The following is a 26,993-nucleotide window of genomic DNA, read 5'->3' as shown; positions in this document are numbered from 1 at the left end:
TCCCTGCGGTCGGACGCCTCCGGCTGGAGACGCCGCCCTCCTACGCTTGGCGCGGGGCGTCGGGGTGTAAAGAGCGAACCACGGACGGCCCCGTGCTGGAAACCCGCACGGCCCGGGCCGCCAACCGGCCAGGACGAGGGATTACCTTTCCCGCCGGCGCCCCGGCGCCGCTCCCCCATATCGTCCAGACCTCTCATGCGACTCCAGAACTACGCCCTCGGCCAGTGGGTGCTGGGCACCAGTGCCGGCACCGACCTCTTCCACGCCGTCACCGGGGAGAAGGTGGCCGAAGCGAGCAGCGCAGGGCTCGACTTCAAGGCGATGCTCGACTACGCGCGGTCGGTCGGCGGTCCCAAGCTGCGGCGGATGACGTTCCACCAGCGTGCGCTGATGCTCAAGGAGATGGCCAGGTATCTCTCGGAGCGAAAGGATGCGTTGTACGCGCTCTCCACGGCGACCGGGGCGACGAAGGGCGATTCCTGGATCGATATCGACGGCGGGATCGGGACGTTCTTCGTCTACGCCAGCAAGGGGCGCCGCGAGTTCCCCAACGAGACGTTCTTCGTGGACGGCGCGCCCGAGGCGATCTCCAAGAACGGAACGTTCGTGGGGCGCCACGTCTGCGTCCCCCTCGAAGGGGTCGCGGTGCACATCAACGCCTTCAACTTCCCGGTGTGGGGGATGATGGAGAAGATGGCGCCGTCGCTCCTGGCGGGGGTCCCCTGCATCGTGAAGCCGGCCACGCTGACCTCCTTCCTGACGGAGGCCGCGTTCCGGATGATGCTCGAGTCGAGGATCCTCCCCGAGGGGGCCGTGCAGCTCATCTGCGGGAGCGCCGGTGACCTCCTCGATCACCTGGAGTGCCAGGACGCCGTCGCCTTCACCGGGTCGGCGTCCACCGGGCGCATGCTCAAGGAGTCGAAGCGCATTGTCGGCAACGCGGTGCGCTTCAACATGGAGGCCGACTCACTCAACTGCTCGATCCTGGGCCCCGATGCCGTCCCCGGCACCGACGAGTTCGACCTCTTCGTCAAGGAGGTCGTACGCGAGATGACGAGCAAGGCCGGACAGAAGTGCACCGCGATCCGGCGCACGATCGTCCCAGAGAACGTGATGGAGGACGTGGTCGCCGCGCTAAGGAAGCGTCTGGGCGACGTGAAGGTGGGGGATCCCTCGGCGGAGGGGGTGAAGATGGGCCCCCTCGCCGGGCGCGCGCAGGTGCGCGAGGTGCGCAAGGCGGCGGAGGCGATCCAGTCGGGGGCCGAGGTGGTCTTCGGCGGCGGCGAGGTGCAGGGCTTGGTCAACGCCGATGCGTCGAAGGGGGCGTTCTATCCCATCACCCTCCTCGCCTGCAACGATCCGTTCGCCAACCCCGCGCCGCACGAGATCGAAGCCTTCGGGCCGGTGAACACGGTGATGCCGTACGCCACCGTGGGCGACGCCATCGCCCTGGCGCGCCTGGGGAAGGGGTCGCTCTGCGGCTCCCTCTTCACCGCCGATGACGACGTGGCCCGGGACGTGGTCCTCGGCACGGCGGCCTACCACGGGCGGCTCTACGTCATGAACCGCCACAGTGCCAAGGAGGCGACGGGTCACGGCTCGCCGCTCCCGCACCTCGTGCACGGTGGGCCGGGACGCGCCGGCGGCGGCGAGGAGCTGGGAGGGGTGCGCGGGGTCATGCACTACATGCAGCGCACCGCGGTGCAGGGGGCGCCGCAGACGATCACCCGCATCACCAACGAGTGGATCGCCGGCGCCGACCAGCCGAGCGACCGGATTCACCCATTCCGCAAGTACTTCGAGGAGCTGGCCATCGGCGAGACCTACACGACCCACCGGCGAACCGTGACGGAGGCCGACATCGTCAACTTCGCCTGCCTGAGCGGCGATCACTTCTACGCCCACATGGACGAGATCGCGGCTCGGGAGTCGATGTTCGGGCGCCGGGTGGCGCACGGGTACTTCGTCATCGCGGCCGCGGCGGGACTCTTCGTGGACCCGGCGCCGGGACCGGTCATCGCCAATTACGGGATGGAGGGGCTCCGCTTCACCAAGCCGGTCTACGCGGGCGATACCATCCAGGCCAAGCTCACCTGCAAGCAGAAGACGGTGAAGGAGACGCCGGCGGACGGCGTGCCGCAGGGGGTGGTGGCGTGGGACGTGAACGTGTCGAACCAGGATGCGGAGCTCGTGGCGACGTACACGATCCTGACGCTGGTCCGCCGAAAATAGGGGGCGTCGGGGCGGTCCGGGGGGGGCGCTCGCCGGGTGTCGCGGTTTGGTGTAATGTTGCTGCAAGGATTTGCGTGACAGACTAAACGTCATGACAGCCACCGCTACGCCCATCGGGCATCAACTTTTCGTGGTTCCCCTCGAGCAGATCGACGCGCTCGTCCTCATCATCGACGACGAACCCCAGATCCGGCGGGCACTTGCCCAGATGCTGGAGGAGCGAGGGGCGCGAGTGATCTCCGCCGCGTCGGGCGGGGAGGGGCTTTCCCTCGCCGCGTCCCGGAGCCCGGACCTGGTCATCCTCGACATCGGGCTCCCGGACCTCGGGGGCGACGTCGTGTGCCGCGAACTGCGGGCCTGGAGCCAGGTCCCCATCGTGGTCTTGTCGGCGCGGCACTCCGAGGCCGAGAAGGTGCGCCTCCTGGACCTGGGGGCGGACGACTATCTCACGAAGCCGTTCGGGGGGGCGGAGCTGGTGGCGCGCGTGCGCGCCCACCTGCGTCGGGCGGCCGTCTCGGAGAACGAGCTGCCGGCGGTCATCCGCGCGGGGGCCATCGAGATCGATTTTCATCGGCGCGGTGCCTTCCGGGATGGGGAGCGGATCCACCTGACCCCGCTGGAGTGGTCACTGCTACGGACCATGGCCACGCAGGCGGGGCGTACGCTCACGCACCGCCAGCTGTTCGACGCCGTCTGGGCGCGGTCGCATGGCAATGCGTCACAGTACCTGCGGGTCTTCATCACCGCGCTGCGCAAGAAGATCGAGCCCGACCCCTCGGCGCCGCAGCTCATCGTGACCGAACCCGGCGTGGGGTATCGCTTCGAGATTCCGCGCGCGCTGTCGTGAGGGGATGAACCACGAGGGCGCGGCACGGGAGGGGAGCCGGGCCGGATGGCTGCGCCTGGCGCGCCGACTTCGTGAGGAGCCGCTGTTCGCCTGGCTGGTGTGGACCGCCGCGATGGTCGTCTTCGTGGCGGTCATGGCGCCGCACCGCGCGACGGTCGACGAGGTCCACGTCGTCCTCCCGATGCTCCTGCTCGTGCTCGTGGCCAGCTCGTTCGGGGGTGAACGGCTCGGGTTCTTCCTCGCCACGCTCGGCTTCGTGGCGATCGACATCGTCTTCCAGCGCCCGTTCGGGACGTTCAGTCTCGGCAAGCCGCACGACATCACCGTCATGGTGGCGTTCCTCGTGACGGCGGCGGTCTCCACGCGGCTCCTGGCGCGGGCCAAGCGCGAGGCCGAGCTGGCGCGGCGGCGGAGCACCGAGGTGCAACGGATGGCCGACCTGGGGGCGGAGATGTTGTCCGCCGAAAGCCAGTCGGCGGCGCTGCAGCGGGTCGCGGCGGCGACGTGCGAACTGCTGGGGGCCGAGCGATGCCGGATCAGCCGGGGAGGCGGCGACGGGGAGGGCGAGGAAGTGGCGCTGGTCACCACGCGAGCGCCGGCCATCCCGGTCGACACCGAGCTCGGTCAGCTGCAATCACTGACCTTCCCGCTGCAGGCGGACGGCGTCCGGATCGGCGAGTTGCGGGTGGACGGGGTGAACCACGAGGCGCTCGTGGGGACGAGGGCCGCCACGCTGCAGGCGCTGGCCCAGTATGCGGCGCTCGGGCTGGATCGCATGCGGCTGGCGGCCGACGCGGCGCACGCGGAGGCGCTGCGAGAGGCCGCGCGCATGAAGGACATGGTGCTCGCCTCCGTGTCCCACGACCTGCGCACGCCGCTCACGACGATCAAGCTGCTCGCGGCATCGCTCGCGCGCCGCGGTGATGCGGGGGCGCGCCAGATCGAGGAGGAAGCCGATCGCCTGTCGCGCATGGTGGGCGACCTCCTGGACCTCTCGCGCGCCCGGGCCGGCGAGCTGACGGTCCACATGGACGTGAACACGCTCGAGGACCTGGTCGGCGCCGCCGTGCGGCAGCTCGCCCCCTTGCTGGGGGAGCGACGCCTGCACCGCATCGTGATCGACGACGACGGGCCGCTCGTCGGGCGCTTCGACTTCGTGGCCTCGATGCGCGTTCTCGTCAACCTCCTCGACAACGCGGCGAAGTACTCACCGCCGCACGTGCCGATCGAGCTCGTCGCGCACCGGAGCGACGGGGAACTCGTGCTCGAGGTGTGCGACCGCGGGCCCGGGGTCGCCGATGAAGACCTGGGGCGCATCTTCATCCCGTTCTTCCGCTCGAAGAACGTGCTGTACGACGTGGGCGGGGCCGGGCTCGGGCTCCCGATGGCGAAGACGCTGGCGGAGGCGCAGGGCGGGCGATTGACCTATACACCGCGCGCGGGGGGCGGGAGCGTCTTCACCTTCGCCCTCCCCGCGCCCGAGCCGTCGATCGGCGCCGTCCTCGACGAGTCGGAGGCGCCCGCCGGCTGAGGGTTCGAGCCAGGGGGGCGTTCGCTAGATTGAGGACGTCCTCCACCTCAACCCCGCGCGTCCCGTGCCTCGCTTCTCGCACCGCTTCTCGCAGTTTCCGGTCTATCCCCTGGCCCACGTCCCCCAGCGGAAGCGCGAGCTGCTGCTGCGGGGGGTCGACGTGATCGACCTCGGGGCCGGGGATGCCGACCTGGCGCCTCCCCCGGCGGCCGTGCGCGCCTTGCAGCAGGCGGCCGAGACGCCATCCCTGGGGCGCTACGGCTTCGGGTTGGGGCACGTGCCCTACCGCGAGGCCATCGTGGCCTGGATGGAGCGGCGGTTCGGGACGCGCTTCGACCCGATGGCCGAGGTGGTGCCGCTGCTGGGCTCCAAGGAGGGACTGGCGCACATCGCCTTCGCCTTCGCGGGGCCGGGCGACGTGGCCATCATCCCCGAGCCGGCGTACCAGGCATACCTGGGCGGGACGCTGCTGAGCGACACGACCCCGCACGTGTATCCGTTGCGCCCGCGCACCGACTTCCTCGTCGAGCTCGCGGAGCTTCCGGCCGATGTGGTGCGCCGCACGCGGGTGGTGTACCTGAACTACCCGAACAACCCGACGACCGCGATCGCGCCGCGCGACTACCTGGAGCGGACGGTGCGGTTCTGCCGTGATCACGACATCCTGCTGGTCTACGACAACGCGTACTCGGAGCTGGCTTTCGACGGCTACGTCCCGCCGTCGATCTTCGAGGTCGACGGGGCGCGCGAGGTGGCAATCGAGTGCCACTCGCTGTCCAAGACGTACAACATGACCGGGTGGCGTTGCGGCTGGGCGGTAGCCAAATTCGAGATTGCAGGGGCGCTGGCCAAGGTGAAGACGTTCGTCGACACGGGGGCGTACATGGGCATCCAGGCGGCGGGGGTGGCGGCTCTCGAGAGCTGGGGCGACTTCGTCCCCGCCAACGTCGCCATCTTCCGGGAGCGGCGCGACGCGGCGGTGCAGGCGTTCCGCGCCGCGGGATTCAGCGTCACCCCGCCGCAGGCGACGATGTATCTCTGGATCCCGCTCCCCGAGGGGATCCCCAGCAAGGCGTTCGCCGACCGATTGATGGAAGAGGAAGGGGTGATCGTCCTCCCCGGCTCGGGGTTCGGCGCCGGGGGGGAAGGCTACTTTCGCATCTCCTTCATCGTCGCGCCGGCGCGCCTGGCCGAGGCCGCGGCGCGCGCGGGGCGACTCCTCGCGCGTTGGGGCGCGCCGGTGTAATCTGCCGCGCAGCGACCGCCGAGGGCGGCGACGGCCGCCGTTCCCGGCACATCGGGCGGTGGGGCGAGCAGGTGCGAGCACGTGCGAGCACGTGCGAGCAGGTGCAGGGCACACCCTTCCTCGATCTGGAGACGAATCGTGAGGTGGACTCCCGGCGGTCGCAGCAGGAATCTCGAGGATCGCCGCGGCGCGTCGTCCGGCGGCGGCGGGGGTGGCCTGGGTGGAGGGGGGTTCGGCGGCGGACGCCTGGGGATCGGCGGGCTCGTCGTCCTGATCATCCTGAGCCTCGTCTTCAAGCAGGATTTCCTCGGGCTGCTGGGAGGTGGGGGGACGGAGGGCGTCCCGGTCGAGCAGCAGGAACAGGCGCCGGTGAGCGATGCGCGCGAGGAGCCGCTCGTGCAGTTCGTGTCGTTCGTGCTCGACACCACGCAGGCATTCTGGCGCGCCGATTTCGCCAGGGAGGCTCGCGAGTACCGCGAGGCGAAGCTCGTCCTCTTCCGCGACGTGACGCCGACGGCGTGCGGGACCGGGGAGTCGGCCACGGGACCCTTCTACTGTCCGGGTGACGGGAAGGTGTACATCGACCTCGCGTTCTTCGACGAGCTGCGCCAGCGCTTCAAGGCCCCGGGGGACTTTGCCCAGGCATACGTGCTGGCACACGAGATCGGGCACCACGTGCAGAACCTGCTGGGGACGAGCCGGGAGGTGCATCGTGCCCAGCAGCGCGCGGGGGAGCGGGAGGCCAACGCGCTCTCGGTGCGCCTCGAGCTGCAGGCCGACTGCTATGCGGGGATGTGGGGGGCGTCGGCGGCGCGGGCCGGGATCCTCGAGGCGGGCGACGCCGAGGAGGGGCTGGCCGCCGCCGCGGCAGTCGGCGACGACCGGCTACAGCGGATGGCCACCGGGCGCGTGTCACCGGAATCGTGGACGCACGGCTCCTCCGAGCAGCGGATGGAATGGTTCACGCGCGGATTCCGGGGCGCCGATCGCTCGGCGTGCGACACCTTTGCACGTTAGGCGTGCCATGCGCGACCGGAGTCGGCACCGCGCGCGTCGGACACCGGGCGCGACGGGGGGCGGGAGGGCGGGCGGCACGTCGAGCAGAGTGACGAGCAGAATGGAGCGCAGCATGGCGAGCGGGCTGTCGTGTGCCACGACGCGCGGGATGGTGAGTGCCACGATGCGCGGGATGGCGAGTGCAACGATGCGCGGGATGGCGCTGGCGCTGGCGGCGTGCGCGGTCGCGTTTCCGGGAGCCGCGTCGGCCCAGGAGCGCGCCGCCGCCCGCGCCCGCGCCCGCGAGCTCGGCGTGGCCCCCGGGATCTTCCGCCCCGGAGGGTTGAACGCCATCACCGACGTGGCGGGGGTACGGGTGGGGCAGGCGACCGTCATCGAGGGAGACTCGGTGCGCACCGGCGTCACCGCGATCCTCCCGCACGGCGGGAACCCGTTCCTCGACCGCGTCCCGGCCGCCATCCACGTGGGCAATGGGTTCGGCAAGCTGCTGGGGGTCACGCAGGTCCGTGAGCTGGGCGAGCTCGAGACCCCGATCCTCCTGACCTGCACGTTGTGCGTCTGGAAGGCCGCCGACGCGATGGTGGACTGGATGCTGAAGCGTCCCGGCATGGAGGGGGTAGGGTCGATCAACCCGGTCGTCGGGGAGACCAACGATGGCGTGCTCAACGCCATCCGTTCCCGCCCCATTCGTCCCGAGCACGTGCGTGCGGCGCTGGAGGGGGCGAGCGCGGGGGCGGTGGCCGAAGGGGCGGTGGGCGCGGGGGCCGGCACGGTTGCCTTCGGATGGAAGGGGGGAATCGGGACCAGCTCGCGTGTCCTCCCGCGATCGTTAGGCGGCTACACGGTCGGCGTGCTGGTGCAGTCCAACTTCGGCGGCGTCCTCCAGGTGATGGGGGCGCCAGTGGGGGAGGCGCTTGGGCGCTACGCCTTCAAGGACGACGTCGACCGCGAGCGCGGCGACGGCTCGATCATGATGGTGGTGGCCACCGACGCCCCCCTCCTCGACCGGAACCTGGAGCGGCTGGCGGCGCGCGCGATCATGGGCCTCTCGCGCACCGGCTCGTCGGCCTCCAACGGGAGCGGCGACTACGTGATCGCCTTCTCGACCGCCGCCAGCGTGCGCCGCCACCTTCCGGCCCCCCGCGACACGTCGCGCGCCGCGTCGTTCCGGGTGAGCGAGGAGCTGGTGAACGACGCCACGTCGGCCCTCTTCCAGGCCGTCGTGGAGGCCACCGAGGAGGCGATCTACAACTCGCTCTTCGCCGCCACTTCCGTCAGAAGCAACGCACGCACGGTGGAGGCGCTCCCGCTCGACGAGGTGCGCCGCATCCTGCAGCAGCATGGCATCCGGCCACGCTGACCCTCCGCGCGCCAGGCGTCGTGCCGCTGGCGCCTCCGTGATGCCACGCATCGTCCTCCCCTCCCATCCTCCCATGCCCCTTCGCCATCCGTTCGCTCGCGTCATCCGCCCGCTCGTCGTCCCATCGCCTCCCGCGGCGCGGCGCGGGCCCGCGCGCCGCGCGGCACGCTCGCTCGTCTCGCTCGTCTCGCTCGTCTCGCTCGCCGCGGCCGGCGCCGCCCTGCTGGCGGCGGCGCCGCTGCAGGCGCAATCGATCGCCTCGCGCTACCGCTCGGTGGCCGAGCGCATCATCGCCGAGGCGATCAAGGACAGCTCGGCCTGGGACCGCATTGCCCTCCTCACCGAGACGCACGGCAACCGGCTGAGCGGATCGCCGGCGCTCGAGCGTGCGATCGACTGGGTCATCGCCCAGATGCAGGCGGACGGACTGGAGAACGTGAAGGGCGAGCCGGTGATGGTCCCCCGCTGGGTGCGCGGCAACGAATCGGCGGAGATGATCCTCCCGCGCCGCGCCCCGCTCCCGATGCTCGGGTTGGGGGGAAGCATCGGGACGCCGGCCTCGGGGATCACCGCCGAGGTGATGGTGGCGACGTCGTTCGCCGACCTCGAGAAGCGCGCGAGCGAGGCGGCGGGGAAGATCGTCCTCTTCAACTTCCCGTGGGTCGACTACGGGACGACCGGCGCCTATCGCCGGCAGGGGGCGATCGCGGCGGCCAAGGCGGGGGCGCTGGCCTCGCTCATCCGCTCGGTCACGCCCTACTCGATGCGCACGCCCCACACGGGCTCCATGTCGTACGACCCCGACGTACGGAAGATCCCCCACGCGGCCCTCACCCCGGAGGATGCCGACATGATTGCGCGCATGGTGCAGCGCGGCGAGAAGGTCGTGGTGAAGCTGACGATGGAGGCGAGGACGCTGGCCGATGCGCCGTCGCGGAACGTGATGGGGGAGATTCGCGGGTCGGAATTCCCCGACGAGGTGATCGTGATGGGGGGGCACATCGACTCGTGGGACGTGGGACGCGGGGCGATGGACGACGCCGGTGGGGTCGTGGCGGCGTGGGAGGCGCTTCGCGTCCTCAAGCGGCTGGGGCTGACCCCCAAGCGGACGATCCGCGTGGTGGGTTGGACGAACGAGGAGAACGGGATGCGCGGCGGGAACGGCTACCGCGACGCACGCAAGGGAGAGCTCGACAACCACATCCTGGCCATCGAGTCCGACGGCGGGGTGTTCAAGCCCCTTGGCTTCGGGTTCACCGGACCGGATGCCGCGTTTGCCAGGATCTCCGAGATCGGGAAGCTCCTCGACCCGATCGGGGCGGGGAAGATCACCAAGGGCGGGGGCGGGGCCGACATCGGCCCGATCATGGCGCTCGGGGTGCCGGGGATGGGGCTGAACGTGGAGGATTCGAAGTACTTCTGGTACCACCACACCGACGCCGACACGGTCGACAAGCTCGATCCGCGCGAGGTGGCGATGTGCGTGGCGTCGATGGCCGTCATGGCGTACGTGGTCGCCGACATGCCGGAGCGGCTGCGCCCGACGGGGCACTGACCGCCCGCCGGGGGGCGACTCCCTTGCACGCCTCGCCTTGCACCCACAGTTTCAAGTGTTCCGATTTCGGGCGCGACTTCGGTCGCGCCCGTTTTCAGTTCACCAGGCGGACGAGTGCCAGCCCGGCCGTTCGGTGGCGTTCGCGACCCGTCCGCCGCATGCACGAGGTGTTGATGGCCAAGCAGGAAGCGATCGAGCTCGAAGGGACCGTATCGGAAGTGCTTCCCAACGCGACGTTTCGCGTCACGATCCAGGGCGGGCACGACGTGCTCGCCACGTTAGGCGGCAAGCTGCGCCAGCATCGGATCCGCATCCTCGCGGGCGATGCGGTGCGCCTGGAGGTGTCGCCCTACGACCTGTCGCGCGGGCGGATCACCTTCCGCTACAACACCAGCCGCGCGCAGCCGAGCGGCGGCTAGCCCGCCGGCTCGCCTCGCTCGCGCCACGCGTCGTCCCCCCGCTCGTTACCTGAGCGCGGAGGCGGTTGAATGTCCCCCCTCGACGCCGAGCCCCTCCCGCCACTCGCCCGCATCGCCGATCGCGAAGGGGCTCGGGCACCGTGGCTGCCCGAGCTCCCCCCTGCCATCCCGCGCCGGGGGAGCGTCCTGGGTCGAATCATCGGGCGCACCGGGCTGCGGCTGTTCCGCTGGAAGGTCATCGGCAACCTTCCCGACCGTCCCAAGGGGGTGATCATCGTCGCCCCGCACACGTCGAACTGGGACTTCGTCGTAGGGTTCTGGGCCTACCTCGCCCTCGATCTCCGCACGAACTGGTTCGGGAAGCACACGATCTTCGCCTGGCCGTTCGGCGTGCTCTTTCGCCACTTCGGCGGGATCCCGATCCATCGCGAGTCCCGCTCGGCGTCACAACTCGTCGACGTCTACGCCGACGAATTCCACGGGCGCGCGCAGCTGTACCTCGCCATCGCGCCGGAGGGGACGCGCAAGAAGGTGGCGGAGTGGAAGAGCGGCTTCTATCGAATCGCCCACCGCGCTCACGTCCCGATCGTCCCGGTCGCGCTCGATTTTCGCCGGCGACGCGTCATCATCGGCCCGGCGTTCTTCGCCGAGGGGGACTGGGAGCGGGAGAAGGGGCGGATCCGCGCCCTCTACGATGGCGTCACGGGACGGCACCCGCACCAGTTCTGAGGACGCGATGGGCGAGGGGGGCGTGCCGTGCTCTGGTCCGCGCCCGTGATACCCGCCAACTTGTGCCGTTCGCGCGGGCACGCGACCAGAGGCGTGTCCCCGGCGCGCGCATTGCGCGCGGCCGACCTGGTACGACAACCGAGCCGGATGGTCCCATGTGGTGTGCGCGTTCTCCCCTCATCCTCGTGTCGCGTCGCGCTGCGATCGTGGCCGGCGCCCTCGCCCTCCTTGCCCCGTCCATCCTGGCCGCGCAGGGGACGCCGGCGTCGAGCGCCTCCGCCGCCACGCCGCGCGGCGCACTCAAGGAGCTCGACCCGTCCGATCTCGCCTTCTGGAAGAACATCCGGAATGCGGCGACGTCGTTCGACGGGAAGTGGTTCGCCTACGTCCTGGCCCCTAACGAGGGGGACGCCGAGGTCGTCGTCCGCGCCACGGCCGTGGGCGGCAAGGAGTGGCGCTTCCCGGTGGGCGAGCCGCCGGCGGCGGCGGGGGGGGCGTTCGGTGCCCAGGGTGAGTCGCCGCTCACGCTCTCGGGTGATGCCAGGTGGGCGTTGTTCACGACGTATCCCACGGCCGCCGAGGCGAAGAAGCTGCGCAAGGAACGGAAGCCGCTCCAGAATGGGGCGGCGCTGGTGAACCTCGCCACGGGCGAGCGCCGCGACTTCGAGAAGGTGCGACGCGCCGTCTTCGCCGGGGAGCGCCCAAACTACGCGGTGATGCAGCGCTACAATGCCGAGGGGACGAACGCCGGCGAGATGCTGCTGGTCGACCTCAGGAACGGGGCGCTGTCGACCGTTGGGGCAGTCGGGGAGTTCGCGCTCGACGACAGCGGCAACTGGCTGGTGTGGACGAGCGAGACGAAGGACCTGGTGGGGAACGGGGTCCAGCTGCGCAACCTGGTGACCGACGTGGTCCACACGCTCGACAGCGGCAAGGAGCTGTACCGGCGCCTGGCGTGGAGCGACAGTGGCCACGCCCTGGCGGTGCTGCGGGGGCGTCCCGACAGCGCCGCCGCGGACACGGTGTATGCGGTGCTCGGCTGGCCGAACGCATCGGCGCCGGCGCCGGCGCGGGTGAGCTACGCCGCCGCTGCCGACACGGCGGGATTCCCGTCGGGAATGCGCATTTCGCCCGATCGCGCCGCACGTTGGGCGGGCGACCGCTCGGCGCTCTTCTTCGGTATCGCCGCGCGCCGCACGGGGCCCGATTCAAAGGCGCCGCGCCCCGACGTGCGCCCGGTGGCGGGGGTCCCCGGTGCCATGCAGACGCCGGCCGGGGCCGGGGGGACGGACGACGACCTGCCGACGCTGGTGATCTGGCACGGCAAGGGGGACGCACGCCTGCAATCGCAGCAACAGGTGGAGGAACAGCGCGACAAGACGTTCTCGTACCTGGCCGAGTATCGCGTGGCGGAGCGGAAGTTCCTTCGCCTTGCCGACGACGAGGTGCGCGACGTCTCGCTCGCGCCGCGTGAGCGCTATGCTGTCGGGAGCGATCGGCGTGCGTACGAGCGGCGCGACGCGATCGATGGCGGACAGCGCCGTGACCTGTACCTGATCGACCTGGCGACCGGCGCGCGCACGCTGGCGGTGAAGTCGGCGCGCTACCCCTGGCAGCCGTCGCCCGACGGGACCAAGGCGCTGTACTATGACGATGGCGACTACCACGTCTACGACTTTGCCACGAAGGCGTCGCGCAACCTGACCGCCGGCGCCCCGACGACGTTCATCGACACCGAGGACGATCACAACGTGGACCGCCCGCCGGTGCAGCCGCTGGGGTGGGCGAGCGACAGCCGGCACGTCCTCCTCTTCGACAACTGGGACGTGTGGAAGGTGCCGGTGACCGGAGCGGCGCTGGTGAACCTCACGGGGAACGGGAAGAAGGACCGGATCCGCTACACGCGGCGCCTGGTGATCGACCCGAAGGAGAAGGGGATCGACCTGGCGCGCCCGATGTACCTGCAGACGTACGGCGAGTGGACGAAGAAGGAAGGGCTGTCGGTCGTCCAGCCGGGCAAGGCCGGGGCGCAGTCGCTGCTGTGGGACGACGCGAAGTTCTTCGTGACGCGCGCGCGCGACGCCGAGACCTGGGTGTATACGCGACAGACGGTGAAGGAGTACCCGGACTACTGGGTGAGCGAGCGGTCGCTGTCCTCTCCCCGCCGGCTCACCGAGGCGAATCCGCAGCAGCGGGAGTACGCCTGGTCGTCCGGGGCGCGGCTGGTGGACTACGTCAGCGACAAGGGCGACACCCTGCAGGGAGCGCTCTTCCTCCCGGCCAACTACGAGGCGGGGAAGCAGTACCCGACGGTGGTCTACATCTACGAGAAGCTCTCGCAGGGGCTGCACCAGTACGCCGTTCCCAACGAGACGCGGGCGTTCAATCCGAGCGTCTACACGTCGCGCGGCTATGCGGTGCTGATGCCGGACATCGTGTACAAGATCAACGACCCCGGGATGTCGGCGGTGTGGTGCGTGGTGCCGGCGGTGAAGGCGGCCATCGCCACGGGGATCGTCGACCCGGCGAACGTCGGGTTGCACGGGCATTCATGGGGCGGGTACCAGTCGTCGTTCCTCGCCACGCAGACGGGGACGCTCTTCAAGAGCATCGTGACCGGCGCGCCGCTCACCGACATGGTCAGCATGTACGCCTCCGTCTACTGGAACACCGGGACGGCGGACATGGCGATCTTCGAGAGCTCGCAGGGGCGCTTCAAGGGGAACGTGACCGAGAACACGGAGGCCTACATCCGGAATTCCCCGGCGTTCCACGCCGACAAGGTCCAGACCCGGGTGATGATCCTGCATAACGAGAAGGACGGTGCCGTCGACTTCAACCAGGGGATCACCTGGTTCAACCACCTGCGCGAGCTGGACAAGGACGTGATCATGCTGCAGTACGTGGGCGAGAACCACGGCTTGCAGCTGCCGAAGAACCAGAAGGACTACACCGTCCGGATGCGGGAGTACTTCGACCATTACCTCAAGGGGGCCCCGGCGCCGGACTGGATGGTGCAGGGGGTGCCGCGGCTGAAGATGGAGGAGCACCTCAAGCGCCGGCAGAAGAAGGACAAGGTCGCGTCGTGAGCGGCGGCGTGCCGTGATGCGCGCGTGGCGCGTGACGAGAGGATGAGGCGCGTGAAGGGCCGTCCTGCGGGGCGGCCCTTCGCGCGCGCGGCACGGCCGTCCCTGCCGCGGATCGTTTGGGCGCTCGCACGAGCCCGGCACGGGACGAGTCGTGTGCATCACGTCGCGACGTCGCGCCCTCCATCACGTCACCGTGGCGCTCCGTCCCACCGGAGAACCCACGGCCGCGCTGCCACCGTCTGATTGGATACGACGCCGGCGCACGCATGGTGACGTGCGACGACGTATCCATCATACGGAGGTACCCGTCATGCGCCCTGCCTTCCACTTCCTGCTCAGCGCGCTCGTGCTCCCGGTGGCCGCCGGCTCCGCGCTCGCCGACCAGGGGACCGCCGCCATCGCCCGCGTGTCCTCGTTTGCCGCGCGGAATCCCGCGCCGGATACCGTCAAGCTGCAACGCCTTCTCGCCCAGGCCGACGAGGCGAGCGTGACGGGACGCTCGGCGAAGGCGCGCCAGCTCTACCGCACGCTCGTGCAGGAGCAACGCGCGGCCAACGTCTACGCCGGGACTGCGCTGTGGCGCCTGGCGGGAATCCAGCTGTTCGACGGCAAGCTCACCGACGCGGCCATCACGCTCGACCAGACCGCCCAGGAGGCGGCCCGCTTCGGCGATCCCGCCATGGAGCTTCGCGCAACCTTCGAAGCGGCGATCCTCTGGCAGAAGGCGAGGCGAAACGACCTCGCCATGTCGAACCTGGAGCGCGTCCGCTGCCTCCTCCAGTCGCCGGTCATCGACGGGGAGCTGAAGAGTTCGATCGAGCAGCGCATCGTCGGGTAGCGGAACCAGGGGGGACGCGGTCACCGGCCGCGTCCCCGCCCCCGGTAGCAACCAATTTCCTCCCGGGCGGGTCGAACGGGCATCGCCAGACGAGAACCGCAACCGGAGGAACGGCGTGGAAGCAGTGTGGAGCGAGATACGCATCGTCATCCGCAGGCTGCAAGCGGATTGGGGATTCACGGCCGCGGCCCTGTCCACCCTGGCCCTCGGGATCGGAGCCTCGGTGGCGATATTCACCGTGGTCAACGCGGTGATGCTGCGTCCGCTCCCGTATCCCGAGCCGGAGCGCCTGGTGCTCGTGTCACCGGGGCAGAACGCCAACATCTCGCTGGCGGACGCCCTCGCCGAGGGGGTGCCGGCGCTGGCCGCATCGACCGGGATCGCCTTCCCGGACCTGACACTCAGCGGTGACGGACCCGCCGCGTCGCTCGCCGCGCAGGCGGTCGACGCGGACTTCTTCTCCGTCTTCGGGGTCACGCCGGCGCTCGGGCGACCCTTCGGTCCGGAGGCGCGCAGCCCCGAGCGCTCCGACGTCGCGCTGGTGAGCTACGCCTTGTGGCAGGGCCGGTTTGGCGGTGACCCGTCGATCGTGGGGAAGCGCCTTCGCCTCGACGGCTTCGGACACGAGATGCGGACCATCGTCGGCGTGATGCCCCGCGGTTTCGTCGCGCCGTTCCAGCCTGGGGGTCCGGAGACGGCGGTCTGGGTTCCACTCAGCCTCCCGCCGGGGCGCACGATCGCGAACGACAGCACGTGGTACGTCAACCGCATCGCCGCCCGCCTGCGTCCCGGCGTCACGGTCGAGGTGGCGGCGCAACAGGTGCGCGCGACGATGCAGCGCCTGCGCGGAGCGTACACGGGAGTCATCGACGAGGACGCGGTGCGCAGCGCGAGCGTCATGGGGCTCCTCACGTCGATGGTGGGCGACGTCGAGACGCCATTGCGCCTGCTGCTGGCGTCGGTGGGCTTCGTCGTCCTCCTGGCCTGCGCGAACCTGGCCAACCTGCTCCTGGCGCGCGGGGAGCGGCGTCGCCAGGAATTCGCGGTCCGCACGGCACTCGGCGCCAACCGTGGTCGCCTCGTGCGGGAGCAGCTGACGGAGGGCGTCGTGCTGGCGCTCATCGGCGGCCTTTTGGGAACGGCGCTGGCCAAGGGGCTCCTGACGACGCTGCAGGTGGCCGAGCGTTCGGGCCTCCCCCGGTCGGGCGAGGCGGGCATGGACCTGCGTGTGCTGGCGTTCGCCCTCGGCGTTTCGCTGCTTTCCGGCGTTGGATTCGCGCTCGTTCCCGCGCTCCGCGCCACGCGCGGAGACCTGCGCCCCGACCTTGCGTCGGGGCGGCGCACCGCCGGGGGGACACGCGGCGCGCGGCGAGTGGGCGCCGCGCTGATCGCGATCGAGGTGGCGCTCGCCCTCGTGGTGGTGAGCGGGGCAGGGCTCCTCCTGTCGAGCATGCGGGCGCTCCGTGCCGTCGACCCCGGGATGGAGACGTCGCAGGTACTGGCCGTGGAGATCGCCCCCCCGGATGCGCGCTATGGGGGGCAGCGGGCGGCGCAATACTACGAGCAGGTGACGGACCGCCTGTCGGCGCTCCCGGGCGTCACGGGCGTGGGGGCCATTCATCTCCTCCCGTTCACGCGCAGCAACTGGGCGTTCCCGTACCTCGCGGAGGGACACCGTCCGCCCATGGACGGACCGCTGCCCGCCGCGAACTTCCGCGTGGTGACGCCGGGCTACTTCCGGACGGTCGGCATGCCGCTGCTGGAGGGACGTGACGTGTCGGCCGGCGACGTGGCGGAGGGCGAGATGGTGGGGCTGGTCAACGCGACGATGGCAGCCACGCTCTGGCCGGGGGAGCGCGCGGTGGGTCGCACGATCCAGCTGTTCGGCAATCGCCCGTTCCGGGTCGTGGGGGTAGTGGGCGACGTGCATCAACGGCGACTCGACCGCGCCCCGGATCCGGAGATGTACATCCCGCTGCGACAGTTTCCGGTGCCGGGGATGGTGGTGATGGTGCGGACGGTGATGAAGCCGTCGCTGCAAGTCACGCCGGTGCGTCAGGCGGTCGAGGCGATCAGCAGCGAGATCCCGATCGCCAGCATCCGTCCCTTGTCGGAGGTCCTCGACGCCTCCATGTCCCAGCGCGCGTTCTTCGCGGGCGTCCTCACCTTCTTCGGCGGCCTGGCACTCCTGCTCGGGGCCGTCGGTGTGTACGGTGTGATGGCCTACGCGGTCGGCGAGCGGCGACACGAGTTCGGCATCCGCATGGCGCTTGGCGCCACCGGTGCGGGCGTCGTGCGTGGCGCCATGGCGACGGGAGCGGTGCCGTTAGGCGTCGGGCTGCTCGCGGGGGCCGCCGGTGTGGTCGCGACCTCGCGGCTGCTCCGATCGCTCCTCTTCAATGTGTCGCCGTCCGATCCGGCGACGCTCGGGGGCTCGGCCGGGGTCTTGCTGGCGGTGGCGCTCCTCGCGGTCTGGATCCCTTCGCGACGCGCCGGCCAGGTGGCGCCGTCGCAGGCGTTGCGGTCGGAGTAGGCGCGGCGAGCCACGGGGCGAGCCCCCCGAAGAATCACGGAGGTCCGGCGACTCGGCGGCTCCGTGCCGGCCGCCGCTTCACCGGAGGCAGCGCGCTGGTTATCGTTCGGCCACATGACCGGGGTGCCGGCGCCGCCAGTGAGCGCCGGCTGAGAGAGTCCCGCAGAACCTGATCCGGTTCGTACCGGCGTAGGGAGTCCACAGATGAAGTTTCTTTCGTGGGGGCGCATCGCGCGCTCCGCCCGCGCGTCGCGCGACGCGCGCCATGCCATCGCCATCCTGACAGTCTCCGGGGCCCTCGCCTCGGCTTGCCCTGCGGCGGTCGCGGCGCAGGCGACCGACACCACGCGCGTCACCGCCGACACGGGGCGGCGGCTCGAGGGTGTCCTCGTGACCGCGATCCGCGCCGCCTCGGGGGCGCCGATCGCCCAGAAGACGATTCCGGCGGCGACCATCCGCCAGCGCCAGTTCGGGCAGGACGTGCCGCTCCTCCTCGTGGGGGCGTCGCCGTCGCTCACCGCGCACACCGAGACGGGGACCAACTGGGGGTACTCGTACCTCCGGTTGCGCGGGATGGACCAGACCCGCATCAACATCACGATCGACGGGGTGCCGCTCAACGACATGGAGGACCAGGTCCTCTACTTCGCCAACTTCGCCGACCTGATGTCGAGCGTGCAGTCGGTGCAGGTGCAGCGCGGGGTCGGGACGAGCAGTGCCGGCACGGCGTCGTTTGCCGGGTCCATCAACTTCGAGACGATGCCGGTGGCGCAGCGCCGCGGCGGCGGCGACCTGCAGGTACAGGCCGGCTCGTTCGGCTCGCAGCGGATCAGCGGCGCGTATCGCTCGGGACTCGGCGGGGCCGGCGACCGCCTCGCGGTGCAGGCGCGCGCGGGCGTGCTGCGGACCAATGGCTACCGCGACCACAGCGGCGTGGCCGGCGGCTCGGCGCTGGTGGGGGCCGGGTGGTTCGGCGATCGCGACATCCTCAAGCTCACCGCACTGGCCGGCGTCCTCTCCGACACGCTCTCGTATGTGGGGGCGACGCTCGACGAGCTCGCCCGCAACCGGCGCTTCAACCCCCTGTCGCCCGACGAGCACGATCGCTTCGGTCAGCAGATGGTCGCCCTCGCGTACACGCGCCTGGTCAGCGATGCGACCTCGCTCAACACGACCGTCTATCGCAACGCGGCGAGCGGCAACTACGACTGGTTCGACGGCGACGACCGGTATCGCTTCAACCTCGCCCACCGCTGGTACGGGGTCACGAGCGCCGTGAACCACGACGCGGGAGCGTGGCGGCTGAACGCCGGGATCAACGCCAACACGTACGCCCGCGCGCACCGCGGCTACCTGCGCCCAAGCACCACGCTGTACGACAACACCGGGCACAAGCGCGACGTGAGCGCCTTCCTCAAGGTCGCGCGGGACGTCGGGCGGGCCCGGTGGTTCGCCGACCTGCAGGGGCGTCACGCCTCGTTCCGTTACGAGCCCGACCCCAACGCGGGGGTTGCCGGGCGCTCCATCGACTGGACGTTCTTCAATCCCAAGGGCGGGGTGACGTACACGCTGGGGCGAGGAGTGAGCGCCTTCGCATCGTACGGCGCCACGACGCGCGAGCCGGCGCGCAGCGACCTCTTCGCCGGCGACGACGACCTGAGCACGTACAACGAAGCCGACATCGGCGACTTCACGCGCGTGCGCCCGGAGACGGTGCGTGACCTCGAGGTCGGGCTCTCCCTCACGCGGCCGGCGTGGGAGGTGCAGGCCAACGTCTACAGCATGGATTTCCGCAACGACATCGCCCGGATCGGTCCTCCGACCGCATCGGGGGCGGTGGCGCGGCGCAACGTCGGGGCGAGCTACCGGCGAGGGATCGAGCTGGATGGCAGCTGGCGGGGAATCGACCGCCTGACGCTGGGGGGCAACCTGACGTGGAGCGCCAACCGCATCCGCCAGTTCACCGACTCCTCGCGCGGAACGCCGCAGGTGCTGCGCAACGTGGAACCACTCCTCACGCCGCGCTTCATGGCGACGCAGCGGGCCGACCTGTCCCTCACCCGCACGGTGACCGTCTCCGCGGAAGGGCGCTACCAGTCACGCGCCTTCCTCGACAACACGTCCAGCGCCGATCGCCTCCTCCCGGCGTACTACGTGCTGGATGGGGCGGCGCGCTTCTCCCGCGCGCGGTATGCCCTCACGGTGCGCGGCGTGAACCTGGGGAACCGCCAGGGCTACGGGAGCGGGTCGGTGTCGTCGTCGGGGACGGTGCGCTACTTCGTCCTCCCGGCGCGGAGCGTCTTCGTGACCGCCGAGACGAGCTGGTAGGCGGCAGGACGCGCGCGGCGGCGGGGGACCGTCCCTCGCCGCCGCCATCCGTCCCCTCCCGATCGAGCGCCTGCGCCGGTCGCCCCGGCGCTGCTCAGGGAACGACCGGCCGCGGCGGACGGGCCGGCCGCGTCCCGTTGATCCGCGGGCGCGGGCCATTCCCGACTGCCACCGCGAGGTCGCGGATGTAGTTCGTGATCCGGGCATAGTGCGGGTAGTCGATGTACTCCGCTTCGTCCGAGCGCTGGTGATAGTCACCGTGCAGTCCGGTGAAGAAGAAGGCGATCGGCACCCCCTGCAGCGCGTAGTTGTAGTGGTCGCTCCGCCCGTAGATGTTGTTGTACCCGCTCCACGACATCGTCGAGTCGTACTGGTAGTCGAGCGCCAGTGGGCGTGGCTGCTTGCGGTTGACGGCGGCGACCGTCTCGCCCAGGTCCCGGGAGTCGAAGAACGATCCCACGACGCCCAGGTAGTCGGAGGATCCGCCGGGGAGGTCGCCCTCGCGCCCGCGCCCGATCATGTCGATGTTGAGCTGCGAGACGATCGAATCCATCGGGACGGTGGGGTTGCGGGTGAAGAAGGCGGAGCCGACCAGCCCGGCCTCCTCGCCGGTGTGCCAGACGAGGAGCGTCGACCGCCTGGGCTTGACCTTCATCGCCTGGACGTACTCGGCGATCTCCAGGAGCGCCATCGAGCCGGAACCGTCGTCGTCGGCGCCGTTGTTGATCGAGTCGAGTCGCGCCACCGGGTGGACCCGGCGGATGCTGTCCATGTTCACGCGGATCTCCGCCAGCTGCGCCGGGGTGAGGGCGATCATCCTGTTGGCCAGCAACCGGCGGTTGCGCTCGTCGTTGAACGCCTTGATGGAGTCCTTGTCCACCGGCGTGGTGAGGCCGACGTGGTCGTTGTGCGCGCCGATCGCCACGTACTGTCGGGCCAGCGCCGGGTCGCTTCCGGGGATCACGGCGACGACGTTGCGGGCGTAGTCCGACGGCTGCTCCACGTAGTCCAGCGAGGCGTTGACCGTCCCGCCACGAGCGCCGGGGGCGAGCGCGTCGAGCGACGCGACACCGAACAGGCGCGCGGCGGCGCCGCGCGTCAGTCGGATGACCGCCTGCGGTGCCAGCTGGTCGACCTGCTGCTTGAAGTAGGTGAGCGAGTCGAGGGGCGCGTCAGGCGCCGCCGGGCGGGGGCGTCCGCCGCCGGATTGCGTGGCCACCGTCGGGAGGTTGATGGCGCGCCGCTGCGCCGGCGTGAGGGCATCGAGGTCCACCGTGGCCACCGCGACCGCATCCGAGAAGCGGGACGGGGGCGAGGGCGCGAAGCGCCCCCGGGGGGCGACGGGTGCCGCGGCCGGCGTGGGCGACGGGACGACGACGACGAACTTCCCGGCGGCCTCGGCCCGCGAGACCTGCCGCATCGTGTCGCCGGCGACCCCGCCGAAGATCACCTCCGCCCCGACAACGGGGCGGGGCGCGCGGACACCAGGGACCGCCACCCAGTCGCGCTCCCACTGCAGCGGGTTGCCGCTGACGGAAAGGCGCGACTGGTCCGTGAACCGGCGCAGGTGATAGGGGAGGACCTGGAAGTACGTTCCGTTGTTCCCGGCGGGCCTGACGCCCATCCGCCGGAGTTCGCGGGCGATGTAGTCGGTCCCCTTCATGTTCCCCACGCGTCCCACCTGGCGCCCCTGCATCGAGTCGTCGGCGAACTGGTAGAGACGTACCTGGAGGTCGCGCGCCGTGATCGCCGCGGTGGTCGGCGCGGGGGCGACACGGCGCGGATTCCCGTAGGCGTTGAGCGACGAGGGGCGCTGGGCCGAGGCGTCGGCGGCGGTGATCGCCGCGGCGATCGCGCTCGCGGCAAGGGCACATCGAAGGATTCGCATGCGAGGGGTGTGAGGTGATGAGGCAGAAAGCTGGTTTCCCGGCACGCGGGCGTGCCAGTCGGGAAGTGGCCCACGCGTGGGTCGCGACGGGTGAAGAAGTCGCCAAGGTCGCGGCGGCGCCCCGGGCGCGCGCGAGGCGCGGGGCGTCGCGCTGCGCTTCTGGTGATTGCCGCAGCGCGACGGTTGCGAGCGGCACGACCGTCTCGTGAACTTGTGACCATGTCCGACGCCCCGCCTCGCTCGCTCCCCGACCTCGACGCCGCCCTTCGGGCACTGGGGTATGACGCGTTCCGGCCCGGGCAGCGTGAGGCGATCGAGACGATCCTCACCGAGCGGCGCCTCCTCCTCGTCGCCCCGACAGGGGGCGGGAAGTCGCTGACCTTCCAGCTTCCGGCGACGATCCTCCCGGGCACGACGCTCGTGATCTCGCCGCTCGTCTCGCTGATGCACGACCAGGTGGCGGCGCTCACGTCGCGCGGAGTCGCGGCGACCTTCCTGGCCGCCACCCTCGATGCCGACGAGATCCGCCGCCGCATGGCGTCGCTGGCGAACCGGGAGTTCCGGATCGCCTACGTGGCGCCGGAGCGGCTTGCCTTTCCGGGCTTCCGCGCGCTGGCGCGCGACCTGGACTGCCCGCTGGTCGCCATCGACGAGGCGCACTGCATCTCGGAATGGGGACACGACTTCCGCCCCGACTACTTGCAGCTGGGGGAGCTGGTGGCCGACCTGGCCGGGGCGCGCATCCTGGCGTGCACGGCCACCGCGACGCCAGTGGTGCGCGACGAGATCCTCGAACGCCTGGGGCTCGGGGCCGACACGCCGCAGCTGGTGCGCGGGTTCGCACGCCCCAACCTCGGATTGCGCGTGCGCGAGGTGCGCTCGGCGGCCGAGGCCGCGCGCGTGGTCGACGCCGCGCTGGCGGAGGCGATCGGGACGCCGGGCGCGGGGCGCGGGGCGGTCATCGTCTACGCGCCCACGCGCAAGCGGACGGAGGACGAGCATGCGCGCCTGGCCCGCGCGGGGTGGCGCTCGGCGGCGTACCATGCCGGGCTCGCCGGCGAGGTGCGCGCGCGCGCCCAGCAACGGTTCCGCGACGGCGCCCTCGATGTCATCGTCGCCACCAACGCCTTCGGGATGGGGATCGACCGTGCCGACGTGCGGGCGGTGCTGCACCTCGCCCCGCCAGGGTCGCTCGAGGCGTACTACCAGGAGGTCGGGCGCGCCGGACGCGACGGCGATGACGCGTTCGGCGTCCTGTGCATCGCGCCGGGCGACCTCCCGCTCCGCCGGCGGCTGCTCGAGATGCCTAACGACTCGGGCGTGGTGGACGCGGCCCGCGTGCAGCACCGCTGGTCACTCTTCCTCGAACTCATGCGCTGGGCCGAAGGGGGGAGCTGCCGCCACGACGCGATCCTGCGCTACTTCGGCGACGAGGCGGAGACGCTGGCCGGGTGCGGGAAGTGCGACAACTGCACGGCGCTCGAGGCGCCAGGTGCCGCCGACGCCGAGGAGACCGCCATCGCAGTGCGCAAGGCGCTGAGCGCGGTGGCCCGGATGCACCGCCGCTTTGGCCTCCAGGCGGCCGTGAAGCTCCTGGCCGGTCTCCCGGACCCGCGGCTGGAGCGGTCGGGGCTGCACGAGACGCGCACCTTCGGCGCGCTGCGCGGACGCAGCGAGTCCTGGATCACGGCGCTGCTGCGCCGTTGCGTGACCGCCGGGTGGGTCGACTTTACCGGGGGCGATCGCCCGATGCTGGCGCTGACGCACGCGGGGAAGGCGGTCCTGTTCGGACAGGGGCCCGTGCGCCTCCTTCTCCCGAGCGATGGCCCGGCGCGCGCCCGATCGAAGGGCCCCTCCGGGACCAGGGAGGCACGCGCCGATTCGGACGCCACCTCGCTCTCCGCCGCCGATGCCACGCTCTTCCAGGCGCTGCGCGAGCGCCGGCTGGCGCTGGCACGCGCGGAGCGCGTCCCGCCGTACGTGGTGGCGAGCGACCGGACGTTGCACGAGATCGCCGCCCTGCGCCCGCGCTCGCTCTCGGCGCTCGAGGGGATCTACGGGATCGGCGCCACCAAGGCGGCGCGCTACGGCGACGCGTTCATCGACGTGGTGCGCGCGGCCGAGCGCTGAAGCGGGGCGCTACCCGACCAGCAGCTGGGGCGGGTCGCCGGCGTGGTACTCGTCCATCCACCAGTGCGGATCGTTCAGGGCCACGTGCGTCACCCCGGCGGGGAGGACATCGGGTTTGTGCTTGAACGGGTCGCGCAGCTGGACGAGGAGGCTCCCCGGCTGGGGAAAGCCGCGCCCCACCTCCCGCACCATGTTGCCGGCAGCGAGTTCGGCGTCCAGAAGCTGGCGGAGGGCGGGGTGGAGGTCGGGAGGAATGGTCTGGGACATGGGAGGCGTGGCTGCGGCGCCGGGTCGATCGCGCCCCTGAAGATGCAGCGTTCGTCGCCCCCTCGCATCCCGCGGCGGCCGGAAAAGGGCTGAACTCGCCACAGCGGACGGGGGGAAAACCGCGTAAAATTATGGCTCGCCCGCCACCGGCGAGCGACTCCTCCGAACCCGCCCCGCCATGGCGTACACACTCAAGGTCAACGGAAAGGCCCACACCGTCGATGTCCCCGGGGACATGCCGCTCTTGTGGGTACTGCGCGACGTCCTCGACCTCAAGGGGACGAAGTTCGGTTGTGGCATCGGCCAGTGCGGTGCGTGCACGGTGCACCGCGATGGGACGCCAACGCGCTCGTGCCGCACGACCGTGGAAGCGGTCAACGGCGCGAACATCACGACGATCGAGGGGATCGCTCCCGACGGGGACACACTCGCGGCGCTGCAGCAGGCGTGGGACGAGCTCGACGTCCCGCAGTGCGGCTACTGCCAGGCCGGCCAGTTGATGTCGGCGGCGGCGCTCCTGAAGCGCGCGCCGAACCCGACGGACGAGCAGATCGACGCCGCCATGAACGGGAACATCTGCCGGTGCGCCACGTACCTGCGCATCCGCCAGGCGATCCACCGCGCCGCGGAGATCGGGCCCAACGCCACCGCCCCGGCCGGCCGGTCGGGCGGCGACAACGCATAAGGAGGCGCCATGGACTCGACCCGGACTCCCCGCCCAGTGGATCGGCGCGACTTCCTTCGCGTCTCGGCCATCGCCGGCGGCGGCCTCCTGCTCGGGGCGTACATCCGCCCCGCTGAGGCGCTCGCCGACACCGTGGAGGGGTGGCATCCGCCGGCTCCCTCGGATGTCTTCTCGCCTAACGTGTTCATCCGCCTGACGCCCGACGGCAAGGTCACGATCGTGGCCAAGAACCCCGAGATCGGCCAGGGCGTCAAGACGATGCTCCCGATGATCATCGCCGAGGAGCTCGACGTGGAGTGGAAGGACGTCACCGTGACGCAGGCCGACAGTGAGCCCGACAAGTTCGGCCAGCAGTTCGCCGGCGGGAGCACCGCGACGCCGATGAACTGGGACGAACACCGGCGCCTGGGGGCAGCGGGGCGCCAGCTCCTCGTCGCCGCGGCGGCGGGGACGTGGGGGGTGCCCGCGAGCGAGTGCGCGACGACCGCAGGAGTGGTGCATCATCGCGCCTCGGGGCGCTCGCTCCGCTATGGCCAGTTGGTGAGCAAGGCCTCCACGCTGTCGCCGCCCGACCTCAAGTCGGTCCCCGTGAAGGACCCGCGCGATTTCCGCATCATCGGGCAGCGCATCAAGGGGGTCGACAACCCGAAGATCGTCACGGGCAAGCCGCTCTACGGCATCGACGTCACCGTGCCGGGGATGAAGTACGCCGTCTTCGAGAAGTGCCCGGTGTTCGGCGGCAAGGTGAAGTCGGCCAACCTCGAGGCCATCAAGGCGATGCCTGGGGTGCGGAACGCCCTCGTCGTGGAGGGGGGGACGGCGCTCAACGGGCTGCTTGGTGGCGTCGCGATCGTCGCCGATACCTGGTGGCATGCGCAGAGGGCGCGCCAGCAGCTGCAGGTCACGTGGGACGAGGGGGCGACGGCCGCGCAGTCCACGGCGAGCTACGCCGCGCGCGCCGCGGAGCTCGCGAGCCAGGCGCCGGCCAACACCCTGCGCACCGACGGGGACGTCGATGCCGCGCTCAAGGGGGCAGCCAAGGTCGTCTCGGCGTCGTATTTCTATCCGTTCCTCTCGCACGCCACGCTCGAGCCGCAGAACTGCACCGCCGTGGTGGGTGACGGGAAGGCGGAGATCTGGGCCCCGACCCAGAACCCGCACCCCGGGCGCCAGCTCGTGGCCCGCACGCTGGGGCTCGACGAGAGGGCGATCACGATCCACATGATGCGTGCCGGTGGCGGCTTCGGGCGCCGCCTGAGCAACGATTACATGGTCGAGGCGGCGTGGATCGCGCGCGCAGCGGGGGTCCCGGTCAAGCTCGTCTGGTCGCGAGAGGATGACATGCGCCACGACTTCTACCGTCCCGCGGGGTGGCACAATCTCACGGCGGGGGTCGATGCGGCAGGGAAGCTCGTGGCCTGGCGCGACCACTTCGTCTCGTTCGGCGAGGGCGACCGCTTCGGGGCGAGCGCCGGGATTTCCGGCGCGGAGTTCCCGGCCCGCTTCATCCCGAACTTCCACCTCGGGTACACCCTCATCCCCTCGGGCGTCCCCACCGGGCCGCTGCGGGCGCCGGGGAGCAACGCCCTCGCCTTCGTCTTCCACTCGTTCATCGACGAGCTGGCGGAGGCGGCGGGGAAGGATCCCGTGGACTTCCGCCTCGAGTTGTTAGGCAATCCGCGCCTGGTGGCCAATCCCGACGGCAGCGCGGCCTACGACGCCGAGCGCATGCGGGGCGTGCTGGAGCTGGTGGCGGCCAAGTCGGAGTGGGGCAAGGTGCCGCTCCCCAAGGGGACGGGGCGCGGCGTGGCGTTCCACTTCAGCCACCGGGGCTACTTCGCCGAGGTCGTCGAGGCGAGCGTCTCGGGCAACGGCGCCATCAAGGTCCACAAGGTCTGGGTGGCCGGCGACGTCGGGAGCGTGATCATCAACCCCAGCGGGGCGGAACAGCAGGTGCAAGGCTCGGTGCTCGACGGCTTGAGCGAGGCCATGACGCAGGAGATCACGATCAAGGACGGGCGCACCGAGCAGGGGAACTTCAACCAGTACGCCCTGCTGCGCATGCGCCAGGCGCCGCCGGTCGAGGTGCACTTCAACATCACGAAGCACTCGCCCACCGGGATGGGCGAGCCGGCGCTCCCGCCGGTCGTCCCGGCGTTGTGCAACGCCATCTACGCGGCGACGGGGAAGCGGGTGCGGACGCTCCCCCTCTCGAAGAGCGGCTTTCGCTGGGCGTAGGGAAGGGGCGCCGGTTCGGATGAGGTTCGGAGGGGCGGCCGGCGACGGCCGCCCCGTCTTG

The 26,993-nt window shown here is 70.9% G+C and carries 18 protein-coding genes and 1 other annotated feature; of the genes, 16 read left to right on the top strand and 2 right to left on the bottom strand.

The window, feature by feature from the left end; translation table 11 throughout:
* The first annotated feature begins 195 nt into the window (after positions 1–195).
* The 13 genes from ABS52_10470 to ABS52_10410 all read left to right on the top strand — a co-directional run bounded on the left by ABS52_10470 (position 196) and on the right by ABS52_10410 (position 19,724).
* Positions 196–2,232 carry a phenylacetic acid degradation bifunctional protein PaaZ gene (locus tag ABS52_10470; protein ID ODT03169.1) on the top strand — a complete coding sequence of 679 codons (2,037 nt, stop codon included), beginning with the start codon at positions 196–198 and terminating at the stop codon, positions 2,230–2,232.
* 148 nt (positions 2,233–2,380) lie between these two features.
* Positions 2,381–3,079, top strand: coding sequence for a DNA-binding response regulator (locus ABS52_10465; protein ODT03202.1), 699 nt, complete (start codon positions 2,381–2,383; stop codon positions 3,077–3,079).
* A gap of 4 nt (positions 3,080–3,083) precedes the next feature.
* Positions 3,084–4,610, top strand: coding sequence for a hypothetical protein (locus ABS52_10460; GenBank protein ODT03168.1), 1,527 nt, complete (start codon positions 3,084–3,086; stop codon positions 4,608–4,610).
* A 64-nt stretch (positions 4,611–4,674) separates the two neighbouring features.
* Entirely contained in the window at positions 4,675–5,856 is a 1,182-nt protein-coding gene (locus tag ABS52_10455; GenBank protein ODT03167.1) for a hypothetical protein, read from the top strand.
* A gap of 138 nt (positions 5,857–5,994) precedes the next feature.
* Positions 5,995–6,873 carry a hypothetical protein gene (locus ABS52_10450; GenBank protein ODT03166.1) on the top strand — a complete coding sequence of 293 codons (879 nt, stop codon included), beginning with the start codon at positions 5,995–5,997 and terminating at the stop codon, positions 6,871–6,873.
* A gap of 187 nt (positions 6,874–7,060) precedes the next feature.
* A complete protein-coding gene (locus ABS52_10445) occupies positions 7,061–8,233 on the top strand; it encodes an aminopeptidase (GenBank protein ID ODT03201.1) in 1,173 nt (390 codons plus the stop codon).
* Positions 8,234–8,453: 220 nt separating this feature from the next.
* Positions 8,454–9,788: a carboxypeptidase gene (locus tag ABS52_10440; GenBank protein ID ODT03200.1), complete on the top strand. Its 1,335-nt coding sequence runs from the start codon at positions 8,454–8,456 to the stop codon at positions 9,786–9,788.
* Between the two features lie 173 nt (positions 9,789–9,961).
* The gene (locus ABS52_10435) at positions 9,962–10,207 is read left to right on the top strand and encodes a translation initiation factor IF-1 (protein ODT03199.1); all 246 of its coding nucleotides are present in this window, start codon (positions 9,962–9,964) and stop codon (positions 10,205–10,207) included.
* A gap of 144 nt (positions 10,208–10,351) precedes the next feature.
* Positions 10,352–10,936, top strand: coding sequence for a hypothetical protein (locus ABS52_10430; GenBank protein ID ODT03198.1), 585 nt, complete (start codon positions 10,352–10,354; stop codon positions 10,934–10,936).
* 242 nt (positions 10,937–11,178) lie between these two features.
* Complete coding sequence (locus ABS52_10425) at positions 11,179–14,025, top strand: hypothetical protein (protein ODT03197.1); 2,847 nt, start codon at positions 11,179–11,181, stop codon at positions 14,023–14,025.
* Between the two features lie 310 nt (positions 14,026–14,335).
* Complete coding sequence (locus ABS52_10420; GenBank protein ID ODT03165.1) at positions 14,336–14,863, top strand: hypothetical protein; 528 nt, start codon at positions 14,336–14,338, stop codon at positions 14,861–14,863.
* A 115-nt stretch (positions 14,864–14,978) separates the two neighbouring features.
* Positions 14,979–17,396 (top strand): hypothetical protein, encoded by a 2,418-nt coding sequence (locus ABS52_10415; GenBank protein ID ODT03164.1) that lies wholly within the window; start codon positions 14,979–14,981, stop codon positions 17,394–17,396.
* 109 nt (positions 17,397–17,505) lie between these two features.
* Positions 17,506–17,609: a binding site (TPP riboswitch), on the top strand.
* Positions 17,601–19,724 carry a hypothetical protein gene (locus tag ABS52_10410; GenBank protein ODT03163.1) on the top strand — a complete coding sequence of 708 codons (2,124 nt, stop codon included), beginning with the start codon at positions 17,601–17,603 and terminating at the stop codon, positions 19,722–19,724. Its footprint overlaps the feature before it by 9 nt.
* 94 nt (positions 19,725–19,818) lie before the next feature.
* Here the strand turns inward: ABS52_10410 and ABS52_10405 are convergent, their stop codons facing one another.
* Complete coding sequence (locus ABS52_10405; protein ODT03162.1) at positions 19,819–21,612, bottom strand: hypothetical protein; 1,794 nt, start codon at positions 21,610–21,612, stop codon at positions 19,819–19,821.
* 219 nt (positions 21,613–21,831) lie between these two features.
* Between ABS52_10405 and ABS52_10400 the strand changes: the two genes are divergently transcribed.
* Positions 21,832–23,742: a recombinase RecQ gene (locus ABS52_10400; GenBank protein ODT03161.1), complete on the top strand. Its 1,911-nt coding sequence runs from the start codon at positions 21,832–21,834 to the stop codon at positions 23,740–23,742.
* A gap of 9 nt (positions 23,743–23,751) precedes the next feature.
* On the opposite strand, the gene ABS52_10395 is transcribed toward ABS52_10400, so the two are convergent.
* On the bottom strand, positions 23,752–24,009 hold the full coding sequence (locus ABS52_10395; protein ODT03160.1) for a hypothetical protein: 258 nt from the start codon (positions 24,007–24,009) through the stop codon (positions 23,752–23,754).
* A 178-nt stretch (positions 24,010–24,187) separates the two neighbouring features.
* Between ABS52_10395 and ABS52_10390 the strand changes: the two genes are divergently transcribed.
* Positions 24,188–24,694, top strand: coding sequence for a (2Fe-2S)-binding protein (locus tag ABS52_10390; GenBank protein ID ODT03159.1), 507 nt, complete (start codon positions 24,188–24,190; stop codon positions 24,692–24,694).
* Positions 24,695–24,703: 9 nt separating this feature from the next.
* A complete protein-coding gene (locus ABS52_10385; protein ID ODT03158.1) occupies positions 24,704–26,932 on the top strand; it encodes an isoquinoline 1-oxidoreductase in 2,229 nt (742 codons plus the stop codon).
* Positions 26,933–26,993 lie beyond the last annotated feature (61 nt).

It is taken from the genome of Gemmatimonadetes bacterium SCN 70-22 (assembly GCA_001724275.1).
Classification (GTDB): Bacteria; Gemmatimonadota; Gemmatimonadetes; order Gemmatimonadales; family Gemmatimonadaceae; genus SCN-70-22.
The sequence above is the reverse complement of the archived record's forward strand: the minus strand, read 5'-3'. Positions and strand labels throughout refer to the sequence as shown.